The organism is Pseudoxanthobacter sp. M-2 (genome assembly GCF_046156265.1).
GTDB lineage: Bacteria > Pseudomonadota > Alphaproteobacteria > Rhizobiales > Segnochrobactraceae > CAMDHY01.
In genome coordinates this window covers 39,480-57,138 of record NZ_JAWDIR010000047.1, presented here as the reverse complement: position 1 = coordinate 57,138, position 17,659 = coordinate 39,480, and the positions used below count along the sequence as shown (strand labels likewise).

At 72.5% G+C, this 17,659-nt stretch carries 17 protein-coding genes; 7 read left to right on the top strand and 10 right to left on the bottom strand.

The annotated features are described in order from the left end of the window. Positions 1-122 precede the first annotated feature (122 nt). Entirely contained in the window at positions 123-1,640 is a 1,518-nt protein-coding gene (locus RUR49_RS24365; protein ID WP_409149059.1) for a S8 family serine peptidase, read from the top strand. 337 nt (positions 1,641-1,977) lie between these two features. Here RUR49_RS24365 and RUR49_RS24360 read toward each other — a convergent pair whose 3' ends face one another. Further along, entirely contained in the window at positions 1,978-2,613 is a 636-nt protein-coding gene (locus RUR49_RS24360; RefSeq protein ID WP_409149058.1) for a hypothetical protein, read from the bottom strand. 268 nt (positions 2,614-2,881) lie between these two features. On the opposite strand from RUR49_RS24360, the gene bla reads away from it, so the two are divergent. Continuing rightward, positions 2,882-3,847 carry a class A beta-lactamase gene (gene bla / locus RUR49_RS24355; RefSeq protein WP_409149057.1) on the top strand — a complete coding sequence of 322 codons (966 nt, stop codon included), beginning with the start codon at positions 2,882-2,884 and terminating at the stop codon, positions 3,845-3,847. Between the two features lie 15 nt (positions 3,848-3,862). Here bla and RUR49_RS24350 read toward each other — a convergent pair whose 3' ends face one another. The 5 genes from RUR49_RS24350 to RUR49_RS24330 are packed head-to-tail and all read right to left on the bottom strand — an operon-like array spanning position 3,863 to position 8,595. Further along, positions 3,863-4,618, bottom strand: a complete 756-nt coding sequence (locus tag RUR49_RS24350) for an SDR family oxidoreductase (protein ID WP_409149056.1) — start codon at positions 4,616-4,618, stop codon at positions 3,863-3,865. A gap of 47 nt (positions 4,619-4,665) precedes the next feature. After that, positions 4,666-5,661, bottom strand: coding sequence for a bifunctional riboflavin kinase/FAD synthetase (locus tag RUR49_RS24345; RefSeq protein ID WP_409149055.1), 996 nt, complete (start codon positions 5,659-5,661; stop codon positions 4,666-4,668). A gap of 22 nt (positions 5,662-5,683) precedes the next feature. Then, entirely contained in the window at positions 5,684-6,172 is a 489-nt protein-coding gene (locus RUR49_RS24340; protein ID WP_409149054.1) for a MaoC family dehydratase, read from the bottom strand. Between the two features lie 39 nt (positions 6,173-6,211). Then, complete coding sequence (locus RUR49_RS24335; protein WP_409149053.1) at positions 6,212-7,090, bottom strand: TIGR01459 family HAD-type hydrolase; 879 nt, start codon at positions 7,088-7,090, stop codon at positions 6,212-6,214. Continuing rightward, positions 7,087-8,595, bottom strand: coding sequence for a diguanylate cyclase domain-containing protein (locus RUR49_RS24330; RefSeq protein ID WP_409149052.1), 1,509 nt, complete (start codon positions 8,593-8,595; stop codon positions 7,087-7,089). Before RUR49_RS24330 ends, RUR49_RS24335 begins: the two co-directional genes overlap by 4 nt. A 316-nt stretch (positions 8,596-8,911) precedes the next feature. Here RUR49_RS24330 and mutL point away from each other — a divergent pair, with 316 nt between their 5' ends. After that, the gene (mutL, locus tag RUR49_RS24325; RefSeq protein WP_409149051.1) at positions 8,912-10,741 is read left to right on the top strand and encodes a DNA mismatch repair endonuclease MutL; all 1,830 of its coding nucleotides are present in this window, start codon (positions 8,912-8,914) and stop codon (positions 10,739-10,741) included. Between the two features lie 10 nt (positions 10,742-10,751). Then, positions 10,752-11,576, top strand: coding sequence for a hypothetical protein (locus RUR49_RS24320; RefSeq protein ID WP_409149050.1), 825 nt, complete (start codon positions 10,752-10,754; stop codon positions 11,574-11,576). A 6-nt stretch (positions 11,577-11,582) separates the two neighbouring features. On the opposite strand, the gene RUR49_RS24315 is transcribed toward RUR49_RS24320, so the two are convergent. The 3 genes from RUR49_RS24315 to RUR49_RS24305 all read right to left on the bottom strand — a co-directional run bounded on the left by RUR49_RS24315 (position 11,583) and on the right by RUR49_RS24305 (position 14,676). Continuing rightward, on the bottom strand, positions 11,583-12,740 hold the full coding sequence (locus RUR49_RS24315) for a GGDEF domain-containing protein (protein ID WP_409149049.1): 1,158 nt from the start codon (positions 12,738-12,740) through the stop codon (positions 11,583-11,585). 27 nt (positions 12,741-12,767) lie between these two features. Then, entirely contained in the window at positions 12,768-13,931 is a 1,164-nt protein-coding gene (locus RUR49_RS24310) for a hypothetical protein (protein WP_409149048.1), read from the bottom strand. A gap of 94 nt (positions 13,932-14,025) precedes the next feature. After that, the gene (locus RUR49_RS24305; RefSeq protein WP_409149047.1) at positions 14,026-14,676 is read right to left on the bottom strand and encodes a DUF1134 domain-containing protein; all 651 of its coding nucleotides are present in this window, start codon (positions 14,674-14,676) and stop codon (positions 14,026-14,028) included. Between the two features lie 157 nt (positions 14,677-14,833). Here RUR49_RS24305 and chpT point away from each other — a divergent pair, with 157 nt between their 5' ends. Then, on the top strand, positions 14,834-15,457 hold the full coding sequence (gene chpT / locus RUR49_RS24300) for a histidine phosphotransferase ChpT (RefSeq protein ID WP_409149046.1): 624 nt from the start codon (positions 14,834-14,836) through the stop codon (positions 15,455-15,457). 49 nt (positions 15,458-15,506) lie between these two features. Here chpT and ctrA read toward each other — a convergent pair whose 3' ends face one another. After that, the gene (ctrA, locus tag RUR49_RS24295) at positions 15,507-16,208 is read right to left on the bottom strand and encodes a response regulator transcription factor CtrA (protein WP_409149045.1); all 702 of its coding nucleotides are present in this window, start codon (positions 16,206-16,208) and stop codon (positions 15,507-15,509) included. Between the two features lie 409 nt (positions 16,209-16,617). On the opposite strand from ctrA, the gene RUR49_RS24290 reads away from it, so the two are divergent. Further along, positions 16,618-17,004 carry a flagellar export protein FliJ gene (locus tag RUR49_RS24290; protein ID WP_409149044.1) on the top strand — a complete coding sequence of 129 codons (387 nt, stop codon included), beginning with the start codon at positions 16,618-16,620 and terminating at the stop codon, positions 17,002-17,004. A gap of 147 nt (positions 17,005-17,151) precedes the next feature. Further along, a complete protein-coding gene (locus RUR49_RS24285; RefSeq protein ID WP_409149043.1) occupies positions 17,152-17,649 on the top strand; it encodes an MmcB family DNA repair protein in 498 nt (165 codons plus the stop codon). Positions 17,650-17,659 lie beyond the last annotated feature (10 nt).

Here is a 17,659-nt window from a genome sequence, read left to right as displayed (position 1 = left end):
GACTTCAACGTGCGGCGCGGCGGCTTATTCCCCGTTCTGACGGATTTGTGTGCCGGGGGGAATGTCGAAGCACTTCCAACGTTGAAGCGGCGACCCATGTCTCGGCGACCGAGGAGCACCCGATGCCGTCCAGCCTGCCCACGCCCGCCCGACGACCGCTGCTGCTGGCCGCGACCGCCGCTGCTGTCATCGCCGTGGCACCGCTGATGCCGTCCGCGCTCGCGCCGTTCGCCGCTGCACCGGCGATCGCCGATGACGACGGCGACGACGGTGGCGGTGGCCGCGGCGGTGGCCGTGGCGGACGTGGCGGACGTGGCGGCCCGTCGCCGTCCGGCACGGAGGGAGCCCGCACCGGCCCCGCGACCAGCCGGCTGCCGATCGACGACGCCATCCGCCGCCTGATGAAGCGGCCGGACGATCGTGCCGGCAAGCGGCAGGTCCGCCGCCAGGAACAGCGGCGACCGCCCGCCGCCCGCGCGGCCCCGCTGCCGCCGCCACCGCCGGAATTCGTCGTCGCCGTCACCTCGGCGGACGACCTCGGCCGCATCACCGCCGCCGGCTACACGGTCGTCGAACAGGCACCGGTGGCGCTGATCGGCGGCGAGGTGGCGCGGCTGCGGGCGCCCGCCGGCACCAGCCTCGAGGCTGCGCGCGCCGCCGTCGCCGCCGCCGCGCCGACCGCCGTCCTCGACCTCAACACGCTCTACCGCCCGGACGAGCCGGAGGCCGATGCGGCGCCGCCGGCGGTCGACGGACCGTGCATCGGCGAGGCGTGCGCCGCCTTCGAGCAGGTCGGCTGGATGGCGCCGCCGCGGGCATGCGCGGTCACGCCGGTGATCGGCATGATCGACACCGGCGTCAATCCGGACCTCGAGGCCCTCGCCGGCCGCGACCTCACCGTGGTGCCGATGGCAGGCTCCGAGCGGCCGCCGGCCGACGCCCTGCACGGCACGGCGGTGGCGGCGCTATTTCTCGGTGACCCGTCCTCGCGCTCCCCCGGTCTGCTGCCCCAGGCGAAACTGATCGCGGTCGAGGCCTTCCACCGCGATGGCGCCGGCGCCGCCGCCGACGCCTTCTCGCTGGTGCGGGCGATCGACCGCCTCGCCGGCGAGGTCGAGGTGATGAGCCTGTCGCTGTCGGGACCCGCGAACGCGCTGCTCGAGCGCGCCGTCACGGCGACGCTCGCCCGCAACGTCGCGATCGTCGCCGCCGCCGGCAACGAGGGGCCGCGCGCCGAGCCGCGCTTTCCGGCCGCCTATGCGGGCGTCGTCGCGGTGACCGCCGTCGACGGCCGCGGCCGCGTCTACCGCAATGCCGGCCAGGGCGCCCACGTCGCCTTCGCAGCGCCGGGCGTGCAGCTCACGGTGGCGCGCTCGGTGCGCGGCGTGCGGCAGCGCTCCGGCACGTCCTATGCGGTGCCCTTCGTCGCCGCGGCAGTCGCGGCCGCCCGGGCGGAACTGCCGGATCCCGCCGCCGTGCCGGTGGCGGACACCGTCGCGGCCCTTGCCGCTGGCGCCGTCGACCTCGGCGACCCGGGCCGCGACCCGGTGTTCGGCCACGGCCTCGTCCAGGCCCCGGGCCCGTGCGCCGCGCCAGCGCTGCAGGGGGTGGCGCTGGAAGCGGACGCAGCGATGCGGTGAGGTTTTCCTTCTCCCGCGCGAGCGGGAGAAGGTGGCCGAAGGCCGGATGAGGGCCGCTCCGCAAGGAGCGGAAGCGACGTCACCACCTGCCGGAACCCATCGAAAACCCATTGCCGTCCGCCTCCGGCGCGGCTCTGCCGCGCCGCCCTCATCCGCCCCCTTCGGGGGCACCTTCTCCCATCTGACGATGGGAGAAGGGGGGTGGCAGACGCGACCGGTCCCATGCGCGAAAGCGCCCCCCGGAGGATCCGGGAGGCGCTCTGTTGTCGGGGCCCGAGGTGACGACGATCGGTCGCCGTCACCTCGGATGGTCGTCACCTCAGGTCTGTGACGATGATCAGTCGTCGTCGCCGTCGCGCTCGCGGCGGTCGTCGCGGTCATCGTCGTCGCCGTCGTCGTCGACCAGGATCACCAGGCCCTGCCAGCTGTCGCCCTCGAGGCGCGGGGAGAGCTCGAAGATGGCGGCGTTCCGGCCACCGCGCTCGCCGCGATCGTCGCCGCGGTCACGGCCGCCCTTGCCGTTCTTGCCGCCCTTGCCCTTGCCCTTGCCGTCGTTGCGGTCGTCGCCACCCTTGCCCTTCTTGCCCTTGCCGCGGTCGTCGTCGCCCTTCCCCTTCTTGCCCTTCCCCTTGCCGCGGTCGTCGTCGTCATCATCGTCATTGCTGTTGTCGTTGCGATCGTCATCCCGGTCGTCGTCTTCGTCGTCGTTGTTGTTGTTGTTGTTGTTGTTACGGTCATTGTCGTCGTCGTCGTTGTCGTCGTCCCGATCGTCATCGTTGTCGTCGTCGTCGCGGTCGTCGTCGTTGTCGTTCCAGTCGTTGTCGTCGTCGTTGTCGACCTGAACGACGTCCGGGAAGGCCGTCTCGAAGGACGTCAGCGCGTGCGGCGACAGCGGGCCGGCAAGCGCCGGCGCCGCGGCGGTGGCGGTGGCGCCGAGGCCGAGCGCGGCGAGGATGGCGAGCTTGGAGGTCATCATCGGTCTCCCTGTTCGAGGACCCCACCGCGGCGATCCCGCCTTCATCGGTGGAGTGACGGGGGAAGAACGACGGCGCCGGCGGCTTATTCCCGACGCCGCGATTTTTCTGCGTCCTGCTGCCATCCGCGCTCCGCCGGCGCGTCGCGGGCCATTCCCTGCCGTCCCCTGCCCCGACCCCTCCCCTTTCCGGCCCGCCTCGCGCCACAGAGGGCCCCCATCGTCCGCTCGCCAAGGGGCGCGGGCGGGCGAGCGACCGGAGACGCGGATGCGGACGACGAACGAGACGGGACGTTCGATGACGGAGGTCGAGATGGCGGGAGAGACCCGGGTGAGGCGGCGCAGCGTGTTGCTCGGCCTCGGCGGGATCGGCCTCGGTGCCCTGGGCGTCGGAACGCTGGGCCTCGGAGCGGTCGGCCTGGGCGGCGCGCGGCCGGCCTTTGCCGCGACCGGCACGGGGCTCGACCTTGCCGACCTCGAGACACGCCACGGCGGGCGCCTCGGCGTCGCCGCAAGCTGCGATGGCCGGCACGTCGCCTGGCGTGGCGACGAGCGCTTCGCCTATTGCTCGACCTTCAAGCTCTTCCTCGCCGCCGCCGTGCTCGCCCGCGTCGACCGCGGCGAGGAGGCGCTCGACCGGCGCGTGCCGGTGACGGCAGCGGACATGATCCAACACGCCCCCGTCACCAAGCCAGCGGTCGGCAAGACACTGACGATCGAGGCTCTCTGCAAGGGCACCGTCGAGCTCAGCGACAATCCGGCCGCCAATATCCTGATCCGGGAAGTGGGCGGCCTCGAATCCTGGGCCGCCTGGTATCCCTCGATCGGCGACAGGGTCACCCGCGTCGATCGTCTGGAGCCGGAGATGAATTCCGCCGTCCCCGGCGACCCGCGCGACACCACCACGCCGGACCGCACGGTGGCGAACCTTCAGGCCGTCGTCCTCGGCGACGTGCTCTCCGCCGAGAGCCGCCGTCGCCTGACCGGCTGGCTCGTCGCCACGCCCACGGGCCCGAACCGCATCAGGGCGGGCGTGCCGAAGGGCTGGACGGTGGCCCACAAGACCGGCACCGGCCGCAGCCCGGTCAACGACATCGCCGTCCTGACCCCGCCCGAAGGGCCGCCGCTGACGATCGCGATCTACTACACCGAAATGCGCAAGGCGCCGCTGGCCGAGCGCGAGGCGGTCCTCGCCGAGGCGACCCGGCGGGTCGTCGCTCAACTCGCCGGCTGAGCGCCGCCCGCCCCCCTACCCCCGCCCGACGAACGGCATCTTCGTCGCCATCACGGTGAGGAAGGGCACGTTCGCCTCGGGCGGCAGGCTCGCCATCCAGACGATCGCGTCGGCGACATGGCTGACGTCCATGCGCGGCTCCACTGCCAGCCGGCCGTCGGCCTGGGGCACGCCGTCGGCCATGCGCGTCGTCATGTCGGTGGCGGCGTTGCCGATGTCGATCTGGCCGCAGGCGATGTCGAAGGCGCGGCCGTCGAGGGCGACGGATTTCGTCAGGCCGGTGATGGCGTGCTTGGTCGCCGTGTAGGGTGCCGAGTTCGGGCGCGGGGCATGGGCGGAGATCGAGCCGTTGTTGATGATGCGGCCACCGCGTGGGCTTTGCGCCTTCATCAGCGCCATCGCCTCGCGGGTGCACAGGAAGACGCCGAGGAGGTTGGCGTCGAGCACCGACCGCAGCGTCGCAACGGGCAGTTCGTCGAGCGGCACCGAGGGCGAGAACAGCCCGGCATTGTTGAAGAGGAGGTCGAGCCGGCCGAAGCGCTCGCGCGTCGCGGCGAAGAGCGCCGCCACCGCGGTCTCGTCGCCGACGTCGGTCGGCACGACGAGGCTCTCGCCGCCGATCTCGGCCGCCACCGCCTCGAGCGGCTCGCGCCGCCGTCCGGCGAGGACCAGCGTCCACCCCGCCGCGGCGAGGCCGAGCGCCGCCGCCTTGCCGACGCCGCTGCCCGCACCCGTCACCATCGCGATCCGCCGCGCAGTTGCCTCGCCCATGCCGCCCTCCCCGTCTTGTCGCTTGGATCGGCCGTCACGCGGCCGTTTCAGAAGCTCAGCACCGCGTCGAGATCCGACAGCGGCGTCATCGCGGCAAGCACGGCGCGGGCCTTGGCCGCGTCGCGGTCCATCTGGGCGATCAGCGCCTCGGCGCTTGAAAACTTCTCCTCGCCGCGCAGCCGCTCGACCAGCGTCACCACCAGCGTCTTGCCGTAGAGGTCGCCGGAAAAGTCGAAGAGGTTCACCTCGAAGAGCGGCGCGCCGTCGTCGAAGGTCGGCCGCCGGCCGTAGCTCGCGACGCCATCGTGCAGCGTCCCTCCGATGCGCACGCGCACGGCATAGATGCCGTGGGCGGCGGCGCAGTCCTCGGGCAGGCGGAGGTTCGCCGTCGGATAGCCGAGGAGGCGGCCGCGCTTGTCGCCGTGGCGGACCTCACCGTCGACCTGCCAGCGCCAGCCGAGCAGCGCATTCGCGGCGGGGACGTCGCCGTGCGACAGCGCATCGCGCACCCGCGTCGCCGACACCGCGCCGCCGGTCTCGTCCTTCCACGGCGACACCACGGTGACGCCGAAGCCGTGACGGGCACCGGCATCCGCGAGGAAGGCTGGGGTGCCGGAGCGCGCCTTGCCGAAGTGGAAATCGTAGCCGATGACGACGTGGCGGACGCCGAGGCCGGCGATCAGCACGTCGTCGACGAAGCCATCGGCGGTGCGCTCGGAGAAGGCGCGGTCGAAGCCGGCGACGATCATGCCGTCGAGGCCGAGCGCCGAGAGAACGCGCGCCTTCGCCGCCGGCGGCGTCAGGCGGAACACCGGCTGGTCGGGGCGGAACAGCGTGCGCGGATGTGGCTCGAAGGTGAGCGCGAGCGCCGCCGCGCCGGCCTCGTCGGCGATGCGGCGCGCCTGCGACAGCACCGCCTGGTGGCCGCGGTGGACGCCGTCGAAATTGCCGATCGCCACGACGGCCCGCCGCTCGCCGGGGCCGGTCGCCGCGAGCGGTACCGAGAACGGCCGCACGGCATCGAGATCGGAGGCGAGCGTCATCAGGCCTGGCTCGATGCGAAGGTCACAGCAGCTTCGGGCCTTCCGCCCTGGTCGGCACCTTCACCAGCGCCTCGCCGTCGAGCACCGTCTTGCCGTCGACGGCGCAGATGCAGGTGAGCCGCGCCCGCCGGCCACGCTCGACGAGTTCAGCTACCTCGACCGTCACCGTCACGGTGTCGCCGATGTGGACGGGGGCGTGGAAGTTCAGCGTCTGCGACAGGTAGATGGCGCCGGGACCCGGCAGGCGTGTGCCGAGGACGGCGGAGATCAGGCTCGCCGTGTAGAGGCCGTGGGCGATGCGGGTGCGGAAGGGCGTGCGGGCGGCGAAGTGCTCCGAGAGATGGATCGGGTTGCGGTCGCCCGAGACCTCGGCGAAGCCGACGACGTCTGAGGAGAGCACCGTCTTCGATAGCGTCTCGCTCATGCCGACGGCGAGGTCCTCGAAATAGAGGGTGCGCAGCGGCGGCAGGCTGGTGGGCGCTGTCTCGGGTGCGGGCGTGTCGGCGTCCATGCTCGGTCCTAACGTGGCGCGGCGGCGGCGGGCGGCCGCTCAGCCCCAGCGCAGCATCGGCACGCAGGCGGTCGCGCGCAATCCCTCGGAGGCGAGACGGGCGGCGATCAGGCGCGGATCGGAGGTCTCGATGCCGCCGAACTCGTGGCCGTGGATGCCGCCGATGACGAACAGCACGTCGATGCCGTGGTCGACGGCGCCGCGCACGTCGGTGGCGAGACCGTCGCCGACGGCGAGCACGCGTGCCTCGGGCCGAAGTGCCGCGATGCGCCGCTTCGCCTCGTCGTAGATCGGCTGGTGCGGCTTGCCGAGGAGCTCCACCTTGCCGCCGAGGTCGCCATAGACGCGGGCGAGCGCGCCGGCGCACCACAAGAGCCGCGGCCCGCGCTCCACCACGATGTCGGGGTTGGCGCAGAGCATCGTCAGGCCACGGCCCACCATCGCCTCGAAGCGCTCGCGATAGTCCTCCGGCTGGCCCTCGTCCTCGTCCTCGATGCCCGAGCAGACGACAATCTCGGCATCCTCGGGGGCGACCAGCGCGATGTCGGTGCCCTCGTAGAAGACGACGTCGCGCGGCGGGCCGATCTGGTGGACGCGCTTCGCGCCGTGGGCGACGAGGCGGGAGAAGGTGAGCTCGCCGGAGGTGACGGCGCTGTCATAGGCGTCGCGCGGCACGCCGAGCAGGCCGAGCTGCTCGATGACGCCGTCCTCGCGGCGTGGCGAGTTCGTCACCAGCACGACGGCGCCACCGCCGGCGCGGAAGCGCGTGAGCGCCTCGACCGCGGCAGGGTAGGCCTCGACGCCATTGTGGACGACCCCCCAGACGTCGCAGACGAGGGCGTCGTAGCGCCCGGCGAGGGCGGACAATCCGGGCAGGATCGGCGGGGCGGTGGCGATGTCGGGGGCGTCTGCGCTCATCGCGCGGGGGTAGACGCGCCGGCCCTCGCGGTCAAGCGGCGGGCACGCGGCGCGCGGTGTGCCGCGGCACCGCAGGGCGCCTCCGCCGGTCCGCCCGCCGGGGCGTGGAAGCGCACGGTGTTGCGGCCGGCGCGCTTGGCGGCATACATCGCCCGGTCCGCCTCGGCGAACAGGCCGCCGGGGTCGTGCGCCCGCATGTCGACCGGTCGCGTCACGCCGACGCTGGCACCGACGACGAGGTCGTTGCCCTCGAAGGGAACCGGCCGGCCGATCTCGGCGATGGCCGTGCGGACGAGCGCCGCGAGCTCCGCCTGCGACCGCCGCCCGCGGACAAGCACGGCGAACTCGTCGCCGCCCATGCGCCCGATCTCGTGCGGGCGGCGGAAGACGGTGCGCAGGCGCCGGCCGATCTGCCGCAGGCATTCGTCGCCGGCAGCGTGGCCGAAGGTGTCGTTGAGCTCCTTGAAGCCATCGAGATCGATCAGGGCCAGCGCCGCCGGCGGCGCACCGCGACTGTCCGGGGCGAGTGCCCTCGCGAGCTTCGCCTCGAACATCGAGCGGTTGGCGATGCCGGTCAGCGGGTCAATCTCGGCAAGGCGGCGCAGGCGATCGAGCAGGTCCTTCTCCTGGGTGATGTCCTGCTTCAGCCCGAAGATGCGCACTGCCCGCCCGTTTTCCGCCTCGACCTCGATGGTGAGGCGGACCCACCGGCGCAGGCCGGTCATCGTGCGGATGCGGATATCGAGGCTGCAGCTCGAGCACGCCTCGATCGCCTTCCGCCGCAGCCGCTCCATGCGCAGGCGCGAGGAGCGCTCATAGAGCGACAGAATGACCTCGCGCGTCACGGCCGAGCCGCGCGGCAGCTCGAAGATGTCGTAGACGCCGTTCGTCCAGGTCAGCTGTTCGGTGGCGAGGTCGCACTCCCACACGCCGATGTGACCGAGCGCCGAGGTGCGCTCGTACATCTTGCGATAGCGCTCCATCGCCACCTGTTCCCGATGCGTCCGCTCGATCTGCTCGGCGAGGGCGTCGGCGAGGTTGCCGACCTGGCGGGCTCGCTGCGCGTCGACGAGCAGGACCGCGACGATCCGGGCGAGCTCGCGCAGTCGCTGCCGCATCTCGGCAGAGGCTTGTCGGGGCCGCGTGTCGATCACGACGAGGGACGCGATCGGACGGCCCGTCTCGGGCGTGACGGGCACTCCGGCATAGAAGCGGACGGGCGGGCCATCCGGGCCGAGGCGGCGGCCGGTGAGGCGCGGATCGCCGGCGACGTCTTCGACGAAGACGCCGTCCTGCAGCGTCGCGGGGAGATCGCAGAAGGCGCGGTCGGTCGGCACGTCGCCGCAATCGGCGTCGGGCGCCCGGCAGGCCACGATGGTCTCGTGGCAGGCCATCGCGAGCAGCACGACGGGCACGTCGAGAGCCGCGCAGGCGAGCGCGAGGAGTCCGTCGATCTCCGAACGCCTGACCGACGCGGACCCGACCGGGACGTGAGGCGACAGCATGTGCGAGCCCTGTTCCAGCCTTCCGGGGTCTAGGGCGGTCCGGGGATCGCGCAAGTCCGGGCCGCCCTGAATGCATACGGTGCAGCGCGGGAAAGCCTTCCCTGACACCCGCGACCTGCGCCGAGCTTGCATGAGGTCTGGCAGCGCGGGGGCCGGCTGTCGCGATCCTCGGCGCGGTCGCGAGGAGCATCGGCCATCGGCCATGGAAGTCCTGCGGCGGTGCCCCTTGAGGGCATCGGCCGAAAGAGGGAAAAGCACGCGTGGGACGCACCGCCCGGCTTCGAGTCGCGCAGAGGTGCGGGGTTACGGAGGACGGATGGCGGCGGTACGGCAGCTCGAGGACGGCGTCATCAACCGCATCGCCGCCGGCGAGGTGGTCGAGCGGCCGGCGAGCGTCGTCAAGGAGCTCGTCGAGAACGCGCTCGACGCCGGCGCCACCCGCATCGAAGTGGTGACGGCCGGCGGCGGCAAGGCGCTGATCCGCGTCACCGATGACGGCATCGGCATGGACGAGGCCGACCTCGCGCTGGCCGTCGAGCGCCACTGCACCTCGAAGCTGCCGGGGGGCGACCTCGCGGCGATCGCCACGCTGGGCTTCCGCGGCGAGGCGCTGCCCTCGATCGGGGCGGTGGCCAGGCTCTCCATCGCCACCCGCGCCGCCGGCGCGCCGCATGGACTGGAGATCGTCGTGGCCGGCGGCCGGCGCGAGCCGGTGCGGCCGTCGGCGATGGTCCGCGGCACCCGCGTCGAGGTGGCCGACCTGTTCTATGCGACGCCGGCGCGGCTGAAGTTCCTGAAGTCGGAGCGCGCCGAGGCGACGGCGATCACCGAGGTGGTGCGCCGGCTGGCGCTCGCCGCCCCCCACGTCGCCTTCACCCTCGCCGGCGCCGACCGGGCGCCGCTGGAGTGGCCCGCCCGCACCGGCCCCGACGCCCTGCGGCGGCGCATCGCCGACGTCGTCGGCCAGGCCTTCGTCGAGGATGCGATAGAGATCGACGCGGCCCGGGAGGACATCCGTCTCGGCGGGCTCGCCGGGCTGCCGACGGCGACGCGCGGGACGGCCGCCCAGCAATATCTCTTCGTCAATGGCCGGCCGGTGCGCGACCGCGTGCTGATGGGCGCGCTCCGCGCCGCCTACCAGGACGCCATCGCCCGCGACCGCCACCCGGCCGCCGTGCTGTTCATCGACCTCGACCCGCACGAGGTCGACGTCAACGTGCATCCGGCGAAAGCCGACGTGCGCTTCCGCGACCCCGGCCTTGTGCGCGGTCTGATGATCGGCGCGATCCGCCAGATGATCGCCCGCACCGCTCTCGAGCCATCGCGTGCCGGTGCCGCGGCGACGATCGGCGCCTTCCGGCCCGGCGGCGGCGGAGCTTCGCAGCCGGCGACCGACTGGCGCGTGTCGCCGCTGCGTCCGCTGGAGACGGTCGGGGGCGTGCAGGTAGCCGGAGTGGCGGCGCCCGCCGGCTTTGCGGACGGCGCCCAGGCGGCCTTCGCCGCCACCGCCGCGCCCTCCGCCGACCGCCGCGCCGATGCCGGCCCGGTGCTGCCGGAGCACCTCGACCGGCCGCTCGGGGCTGCCCGGGCGCAGCTGCACGAGACCTACATCGTCGCCCAGACGGCCGACGGCATCGTGCTGGTCGACCAGCACGCCGCCCACGAGCGCCTCGTCTACGAAAAGCTGAAGGCGGCGCGCGCCCGCAACGGCGTGCCGACCCAGATGCTGCTGGTACCGGAGATCGTCGAGCTGCCGGCCGACGACGTCGAGCGCCTCGTCGGCTTCGCGGACGCGCTCGCCGGCCTCGGCCTCGTCATCGAGGGGTTTGGCCCGGGGGCGGTGGCCGTGCGCGAGACGCCGGCGCTGCTCGGCCGCGTCGACGCCGGCAAGCTGGTGCGCGACCTCGCCGACGAGATTGCCGAGTTCGACCGCGCCGACGCGCTGGAGGCCCGCCTCGACCGCATCGCCGCCACCGTCGCCTGCCACGGCTCCGTGCGCGCCGGCCGTCGCCTCAGGCCGGAGGAGATGGACGCGCTGCTCCGCGAGATGGAGGAGACGCCGAATTCCGGCACCTGCAACCACGGCCGCCCGACCTTCGTGCGCCTGACGCTCGCCGACATCGAGCGCCTGTTCGGCCGGCGCTGAGGACACCCGCTTGACCGATCCCGCCGCCGACGGCCGCGTCGCCGCCCTGAAGCTCTATGGCGAGCGCAACACCGGCACGCGGGCGCTCGCCGAGGCGATCGGCGCCAATTTCGAAGTGGCGATGATGCGCCCCTCCGCGCGCGGCCGCATCGCCACGCTGGACGCCGCGGTGGCCGAGCGCGCCGGGGCACTGGCACGCGTCTTCCCGCACCTGCGCCAGCGCGTCCGCGAGGGGATCGTCGACGAAACGAGCCGGCCGTTCGTCGCCACAGGCTTCGGCTGGAAGCACGCGGCGCCGCCGGTCGAGATCATCCTCGCCGATCCGCGCGCGGCGACGACGCTGTTCGTCGTCGTCACCAAGCACCCGCTGTTCTTCCTGAAGTCGCTGCACCGACGCCCGCACCACGACGTGCTGCTGCGCTGGCCGAAGCCGTCGCTGTCGCGCTTCCTGCGCCAGCGCTGGCAGCCGGTGGAGCGCGACCTGATCGGCCCGGGGCGGCTCGCCTCGACGGCCGATCTGTGGACCGCCAAGGCGCGCGCCTACCGCGCGCTCCTCGATGCCGCGCCGCACGCCCTGCACGTCCGCTACGAGGACTTCGTCGCCGACTATGCCGGCACGCTCGACCGCGTCGCCGACGCCCTCGACCGCCCGCGGGCAGTGTGGACGCGACCGGATCTGTCGACGAAGGGCGATCCGCTGGGCTTCGAGGACTATGCCGGCCGCTACCGCCTGAGCGATGCCGCCCGTGGGTTCAGCGCCTCGGACCTGCGCTTCCTCGCCGACCGGCTGCCGGAGGCGCTCGTGCAGTCGTTCGGCTACCGGCTGGAGCCGTAGCGGCGCTCAGGCGACCTCGGCGACGGCCTCGAAGCGCACCCGGTCGCCGCCCTCGCGCTTGGCGGCGTAGAGTGCCCGGTCGGCGGCCGACAGCAGCTGCTCGATGCCGAGCCGGCCGGCAGGCGAGGCGGCGACACCGGCCGACGTCGTGCAGCCTTCGCCACATCCCTCGACCGCGGCGGAGGCTTGCCGGAACGCCGTCATCAGACGTTCCGCCACGGCCGCCGCATCGGCAGCGCTCGCGTCCGGCAGCACCACCGCGAACTCCTCGCCGCCGAGGCGGCCGGCGATGTCGCCCGGGCGCAGCGTCGCCACCGCCGCCGCGGCGAAGGCGACCAGCACCGCGTCGCCGACGGGGTGGCCGAAGCGGTCGTTGATCTCCTTGAAGCGGTCGAGATCGAAGGCGACGACGGCGATCGGACGGCCCCGCCGTGCCGCCTCGGCCACCGCCTCCGCCCCCCGTTCGAGTAGTGCCCGCCGGTTGGCGAGGCCGGTCAGCGCGTCGGTCAGGGCGGCGGCGTTGAGTCGCTTCTCGACGCGCTCCTTGGTGAGCGACACCATCAGCACGGCAATCACCTGCGAGAAGACGATCGCCTCCAGCGCCGCCATGCCGAACCACGCCGCCTGGTAGACGCCCGGCAGGTCGTCGACCGTCGTCAGCGTCAGCGGGATCCTGAGAGCGACGAAGACGGCGTGGACGACGAACATCGCCACCACGGGCACGCGTCCGAGCAGTCCGTCCCGCTGCGCGAACTCGCGCGCCGTCAGCACCGCGTAGATCGCGAGGATCGTCGACGACAGCATCACGCGGGCGGGGAACGAGGCGTAGAAGGCGGGCAACTGACAGGCGAGAACCCACAAGAGCGGCCCGATGGCCGGCACCCACGGCAGGATGGGCCGGCCGTTGAAGGCGCGGCCGGCTGCCCAGGCGAGCGCCATGCCGAGCATCGAGAACGCGTTCGCCGCATCGATCGACAGACGATCGGGGATGATGCCCCGGCCCGCGAACAGGAACGACCCGATCGCCACCCCGGCATAGGCCGCCGCCGTCCACAGCAGCGTCCGCTCGGCGCTGTTCTGCAGCCAGCACCACGTCAGCAGCAGCGTGCCCGTGGCGGACGTGATCACCAGGACGAAGAAGAGTGTCGCGGGATCGGCGGGCATGCCCGGCGCCCTCCCCCAGCCGACCTCTCAGGCCGGTTCCCGATTGCGCCGCCGACGGATGCGGGCGGCGAGACTGGTCGGCTCCTTGTCCTGCGGCACCATCGGCTCGCCGGCGACGAGGGCATCGACCGCCTTGCCGACCTCCGGATCCTTCTCAGCCGCTACGGCAACCACCTCGGCGGCGACGCTGCCGAGCTCCTCGCGCAGACGGGCGATCTCGGCCGCGGCGGCCGCCGTCGGCGAAGATGCCCCGGCGGAGCCCTGCGTGGCGCGCAGTTCCTCGAGCTCGTCGGCGAGCGCACCGGCCCTGACGGACGCCGTCGCCGCCTCGATGCGGCGGGAATCGGCTTCCTCGCGCGCCTCGCGCAGCGCCGCCTGCATCTGCGCCAGCGCCGCCTTCGCCTCGGCGGCCGCGCGCGTGGCGGCGGTGGCCTCCTGCGCCTTGCGGGCGGCCTCCTCGGCCTTCGCGTCGGCGGTGGCTCGCGCCTCGGCGAGTTCCTCGTCGCGATCGGAAAGTGCCGCGGTCGCCGACGACAGGGCCGTCTCGGCTGCGCCGATGACGCCGGCCTTGCGGTCGAGCTCGGACTTGAGCGACGCGATCTCCGCCGACAGCCGCGCGATCTCGGAGCGCGCCGCCGACAGGGCCGGGCCAGACGTGTCGGCGGCCTTGGCGGGAACCGGCGCCGTCTCGGCCGCCGAGGAGGCGAGAGGCGCCGCAACCGGTCCCGGCGCCGCCGCGAGTGCCGCGGCCGCCTTCGCCGCCTCCGCCTTGGCGGCGGCGAGTTCCTCGCGGGCGGTGGCGAGCGCCGCCGTCTTCTCTCCGAGGGCGGCCTCGAGTGCGGCGAAGCGCTGGCGCACGCCCTCGCCGTCTGAGGCCTCGGCGGCGGCGGACGACGCCGAAGCCGCGGCCACCACCGTCGAAGGATCGCCGGCCTCGCGCAGGCGGGCGTTCTCGATCTTCAGCCGCCGCACCACCTCCGACAGCGCTTCGGCGCGCTGCTCGAGGCCGCGGACGGTGATGGCAAATTCGGCGCGCAGGATGTCGCGGTCGGGCCGGAGCCCCCGCACCGGGCCCTTCGCGCCCGCCTTCGACGGCTTGCGGCGCCGGCCGAGGACCAGCGCGAGTACCACCAGCGCCACCAGCGCGCCGCCCGCGATCCAGGCGGCGGTGATGAGGTCCTGTCCGTCCAAGGCGCGCTTCTCCGCAGGTCGAAACCGCGCCGACCCTATCGTGAAACGCCGTCAGCGGCCACAGGGGCGGCTTGGCGCAGCGGCACGACAGGGATCAGAACGGGTTCCAGGTGGGCTGTTCGGTGAACTTCAGATAGCCGAGATTGATGCCGAGGCGGGCGCCGACGCCGGCCCGCACCGGCACCACGTAGGTGAGATCGGCGGCCAGAACCGTCATGCCGAAGCCGCCGACGAGATAGGCCGAACCGTTGACCCCGACATAGCGCTGCAGGAGGTGCGCCATCGAGGGGAGATTGTAGACGAGCATCATGACGCGGGCGCCGTCGCCGCCGAGGTCGAAGCCGACCGACGGCCCCTGCCAGTAGACGTTCTGCTCGCCGGCGAAGCGCGTATAGATGCGCCCCTCGCCATAGCGAAGGCCCCCGAAGACCGCGCCGGAGGCCTCCTCGCCGAGGATGTAGCCGTTCGGCGCGCCATAGTCGGCGAAGGCCTTCTCGATCACCGTCGCAAGCCCGCCGGAGATCTGCCCGAAGAAGCCGTGGCCGGCGTGGACGATCTCGTCGGCCGTGTAGGTCTCGCCGGCATAGGGGGGCGGCGCCGGAGCTGGCGTGTAGGCGGGATCCGGCGGCGGGGGTGCCGGGGCATCGACATTGTCGAGCGGCGGCAGCGACTGGGCGGCCGCCGGCAGCGGCGCGGCAACGGCGCCCGCCAGTGCGGCGATCGCCGCGAACTCGATGAAGCGCATGGGTCTAGCCTCCTCTTGTCGCCCCCGTCGGCGCAGAGCGCGCCCGCCCGCCGCGCGGGTTGTGGAACCCCCCGACGCGGTGTAACCCTCGACCGAACGCCCCGGCCGCAGCCGATTCGCCGGCCCTTTTCTTCCGCAGGACGCCTCGCCCCACCCGATGACCGAGATGCCCGCCCTCGATCTCGCCGCCCTGCTCGCCAGTCGCATCTGCCACGATCTGATCAGCCCGGTGGGCGCGGTCATCAACGGCCTCGAGGTGCTCGACGAGGACGAGGACGGCGAGATGCGCGAGGTCGCCCTCGACCTCATCCGCAAGAGCGCCCGGTCCGCCTCCGCCCGCCTGCAGTTCGCCCGCCTCGCCTTCGGCTTCGCCGGCTCCGCCGGCGCCTCGGTGGACCTCGCCGATGCCGAGCGCGTCGCCAAGGCCTATGTCGGCAGCGACCGCGCGCAGCTCGACTGGATGGTGCCGCCCGGCTACGGGCCGAAGGACCGGGTGAAGCTCGCCCTCACTCTGGTGGCATTGTCGCAGCAGGCGATCCCGCGTGGCGGCCATATCGTGCTGCGGTCCGAGAGCGCCGGGCTCGAGAGCCTCGTCATCACCGCCACAGGGCAGCCTTCGCGCATCCCGTCCGGTCTCGCGCAGCTGTTCGCCGGGGAGGCCGAGATGCCGCTCGACGCCCACGCAGCGGTCGGCTTCTACGCCGGGCTGCTGGCGCGCTCGATCGGCCTCACGGTGACGATCGACAAGGACGGCGACGTCGTCCACTTCCGCGCCGGCTGAAGAGAGCGGCACCGGACCGTCCGCGCCGACGATGCGGCGCGGCATCCGATCAGGCTGACTCGCGGATCGGCTCGTCGGCCGGCTCGCGCAGGACATAGCCGCGGCCCCACACCGTCTCGATGAAGTTCTGGCCGCCGGACGCGTTCGCGAGCTTCTTGCGCAGCTTGCAGATGAACACGTCGATGATCTTCAGCTCCGGCTCGTCCATGCCGCCATAGAGATGGTTGAGGAACATCTCCTTGGTGAGGGTGGTGCCCTTGCGGAGCGAGAGCAGCTCCAGCATCTGGTATTCCTTGCCGGTCAGGTGCACCCGCTGGCCGCCCACTTCCACCGTCTTGGTGTCGAGGTTGACGACGAGGTCGCCGGTCTGGATGACCGACTGGGCGTGCCCCTTGGAGCGGCGGATGATGGCGTTGATGCGCGCGACGAGCTCGTCCTTGTGGAAGGGCTTCGTCATGTAGTCGTCGGCGCCGTAGCCGAGACCGCGCACCTTGTCCTCGATGTTGCCGAGACCGGACAGGATGAGGATCGGCGTCTTCACCTTCGAGACGCGCAGTGTCCTCAGCACCTCGTAGCCGGACATGTCCGGCAGGTTGAGGTCGAGCAGGATGATGTCGTAATCGTAGATCTTGCCGATCTCGATGCCGTCTTCGCCGAGGTCCGTCACGTAGACGTTGAACCGCTCGGACTTCAGCATCAGCTCGATGCTCTGCGCGATGGCGCTGTCGTCTTCAATCAGCAGTACGCGCATGCCTCATCCCTCGCTGCCCAGGATCCCGGCTCGGCGCCGCGATCCCCGGTTGGTTGTCGCGGCCAAAGGACTGCGGCTCGTCCTGATTCGACGGATACCCGATAAGGGTTAACAGATTGCGATTCGCACTGACAACGACGTTCGGGGCCTACATCCGCGAACAGCCGGAACAAATTGGAATCGCGCTGCGAATCGAACGAATCTGGGCCTCTGCCGCGACGTGACCGGAGCGGCCGGCGAAACGGGCGGAAAGCCCGGTCCGCGATCGGCCGATGACACCCGTATGGTTGCCGCAGGAGGTAAACGTTCGGTTAGCGACCGCCTCACAAACGGGTCGCAGCCGGTGAGAACCATTTGGCAACGACTCCGCGGCTAGCGTCTCCGGCATGGGTCGGGGAGTAAGCACGTCATGAGAGTTCGTGAGAACGTGTTGAAGGCCAAGCACTTCCAGCTGGAGGCGGCGCGACGGCGCGCCGCCCAGGTGGAGACGATGGTGGCCGAGCTCGATCGCATGGCCGCCGAGCTCGATCAACAGATCGTGCACGAGGAGCGCCGCGCCGGCATCACCGACCCGACGCACTTCGCCTATCCGACGTTCGCGCGCGCCGCCCGGCAGCGCCGCGACAACCTTGCCGCCTCCGTCCGCGACCTCGCCTTGCAGCGCGAGCGCGCAGCCTCGGCGCTCGCCGACGCCGAGGCCGAGTACGCCGCGGTGCTGGCGCGCGTCGAACGCAGCGAGGAGCGGCCCGGCGACGAGAGCCAGCTCGCCGGCCGCCGTCTCGCCCGCGCCCGCTGAGGGCGGCGCAATGCGAGGGCCCGGGCGGCGCGTCCGCCCGGCGATGCCGGCCTTCGACAACACCAAGCGGTGAACACTCCAGATTCCGGTTGCTCGTTCGGAACAAAATCGGAACAATCCGGCGACCATCCGTTCCGGGATCCGCCGATGAGCCTTGCCGCCGCCCTCCTCACCGATCCGCCGTTCACCGATGGCCGGCAGTCGGCCACCGCTCTGGCGATCCGGCGCGGGGCGCGCAGGCTGTTGCGGCTGCACGGATTCCAGGCGCTGACCGAGATGGCCCTGCCCTCCGGGCGGCGGGCGGATCTCGCCGCGCTCGGGCCGTCGGGCGAGATATGGATCGTCGAGATCAAGTCGTCGCTCGCCGACTGGCGGGCAGACGCCAAGTGGCCGGACTACCGCTTCCATTGCGACCGGCTGTTCTTCGCGACGCTGCCCGAGGTCGCCGCGGTCGCCCCCTTCCCCGAGGACGCGGGGCTGATCCTCACCGACGGTCACGTCGCCGAGATGGTGCGCATGGCGCCGGAGCACCGTCTGGCGGGTGCGACGCGGCGCTGGCTGACGCTGCGCTTCGCGCACGGCTGCGCCCGCCGGCTGCACGACCTCGAGGACCCGCTCGCAGCCACCCTCGACCGCGACGCCTGACGGGGGGCCG

Coding starts and splice junctions, on each gene's coding strand:
- RUR49_RS24315 (WP_409149049.1), bottom strand. CDS start 12,740: ATGCCCGCCGATCCCGCGACACTCTTCTTCGTCCTGGTGATCACGTCC.
- RUR49_RS24305 (WP_409149047.1), bottom strand. CDS start 14,676: ATGCGCTTCATCGAGTTCGCGGCGATCGCCGCACTGGCGGGCGCCGTT.
- RUR49_RS24290 (WP_409149044.1), top strand. CDS start 16,618: ATGAGAGTTCGTGAGAACGTGTTGAAGGCCAAGCACTTCCAGCTGGAG.
- ctrA (WP_409149045.1), bottom strand. CDS start 16,208: ATGCGCGTACTGCTGATTGAAGACGACAGCGCCATCGCGCAGAGCATC.
- RUR49_RS24285 (WP_409149043.1), top strand. CDS start 17,152: ATGAGCCTTGCCGCCGCCCTCCTCACCGATCCGCCGTTCACCGATGGC.
- RUR49_RS24330 (WP_409149052.1), bottom strand. CDS start 8,595: ATGCTGTCGCCTCACGTCCCGGTCGGGTCCGCGTCGGTCAGGCGTTCG.
- RUR49_RS24335 (WP_409149053.1), bottom strand. CDS start 7,090: ATGAGCGCAGACGCCCCCGACATCGCCACCGCCCCGCCGATCCTGCCC.
- chpT (WP_409149046.1), top strand. CDS start 14,834: ATGACCGAGATGCCCGCCCTCGATCTCGCCGCCCTGCTCGCCAGTCGC.
- RUR49_RS24340 (WP_409149054.1), bottom strand. CDS start 6,172: ATGGACGCCGACACGCCCGCACCCGAGACAGCGCCCACCAGCCTGCCG.
- RUR49_RS24365 (WP_409149059.1), top strand. CDS start 123: ATGCCGTCCAGCCTGCCCACGCCCGCCCGACGACCGCTGCTGCTGGCC.
- RUR49_RS24360 (WP_409149058.1), bottom strand. CDS start 2,613: ATGACCTCCAAGCTCGCCATCCTCGCCGCGCTCGGCCTCGGCGCCACC.
- RUR49_RS24345 (WP_409149055.1), bottom strand. CDS start 5,661: ATGACGCTCGCCTCCGATCTCGATGCCGTGCGGCCGTTCTCGGTACCG.
- bla (WP_409149057.1), top strand. CDS start 2,882: ATGCGGACGACGAACGAGACGGGACGTTCGATGACGGAGGTCGAGATG.
- mutL (WP_409149051.1), top strand. CDS start 8,912: ATGGCGGCGGTACGGCAGCTCGAGGACGGCGTCATCAACCGCATCGCC.
- RUR49_RS24350 (WP_409149056.1), bottom strand. CDS start 4,618: ATGGGCGAGGCAACTGCGCGGCGGATCGCGATGGTGACGGGTGCGGGC.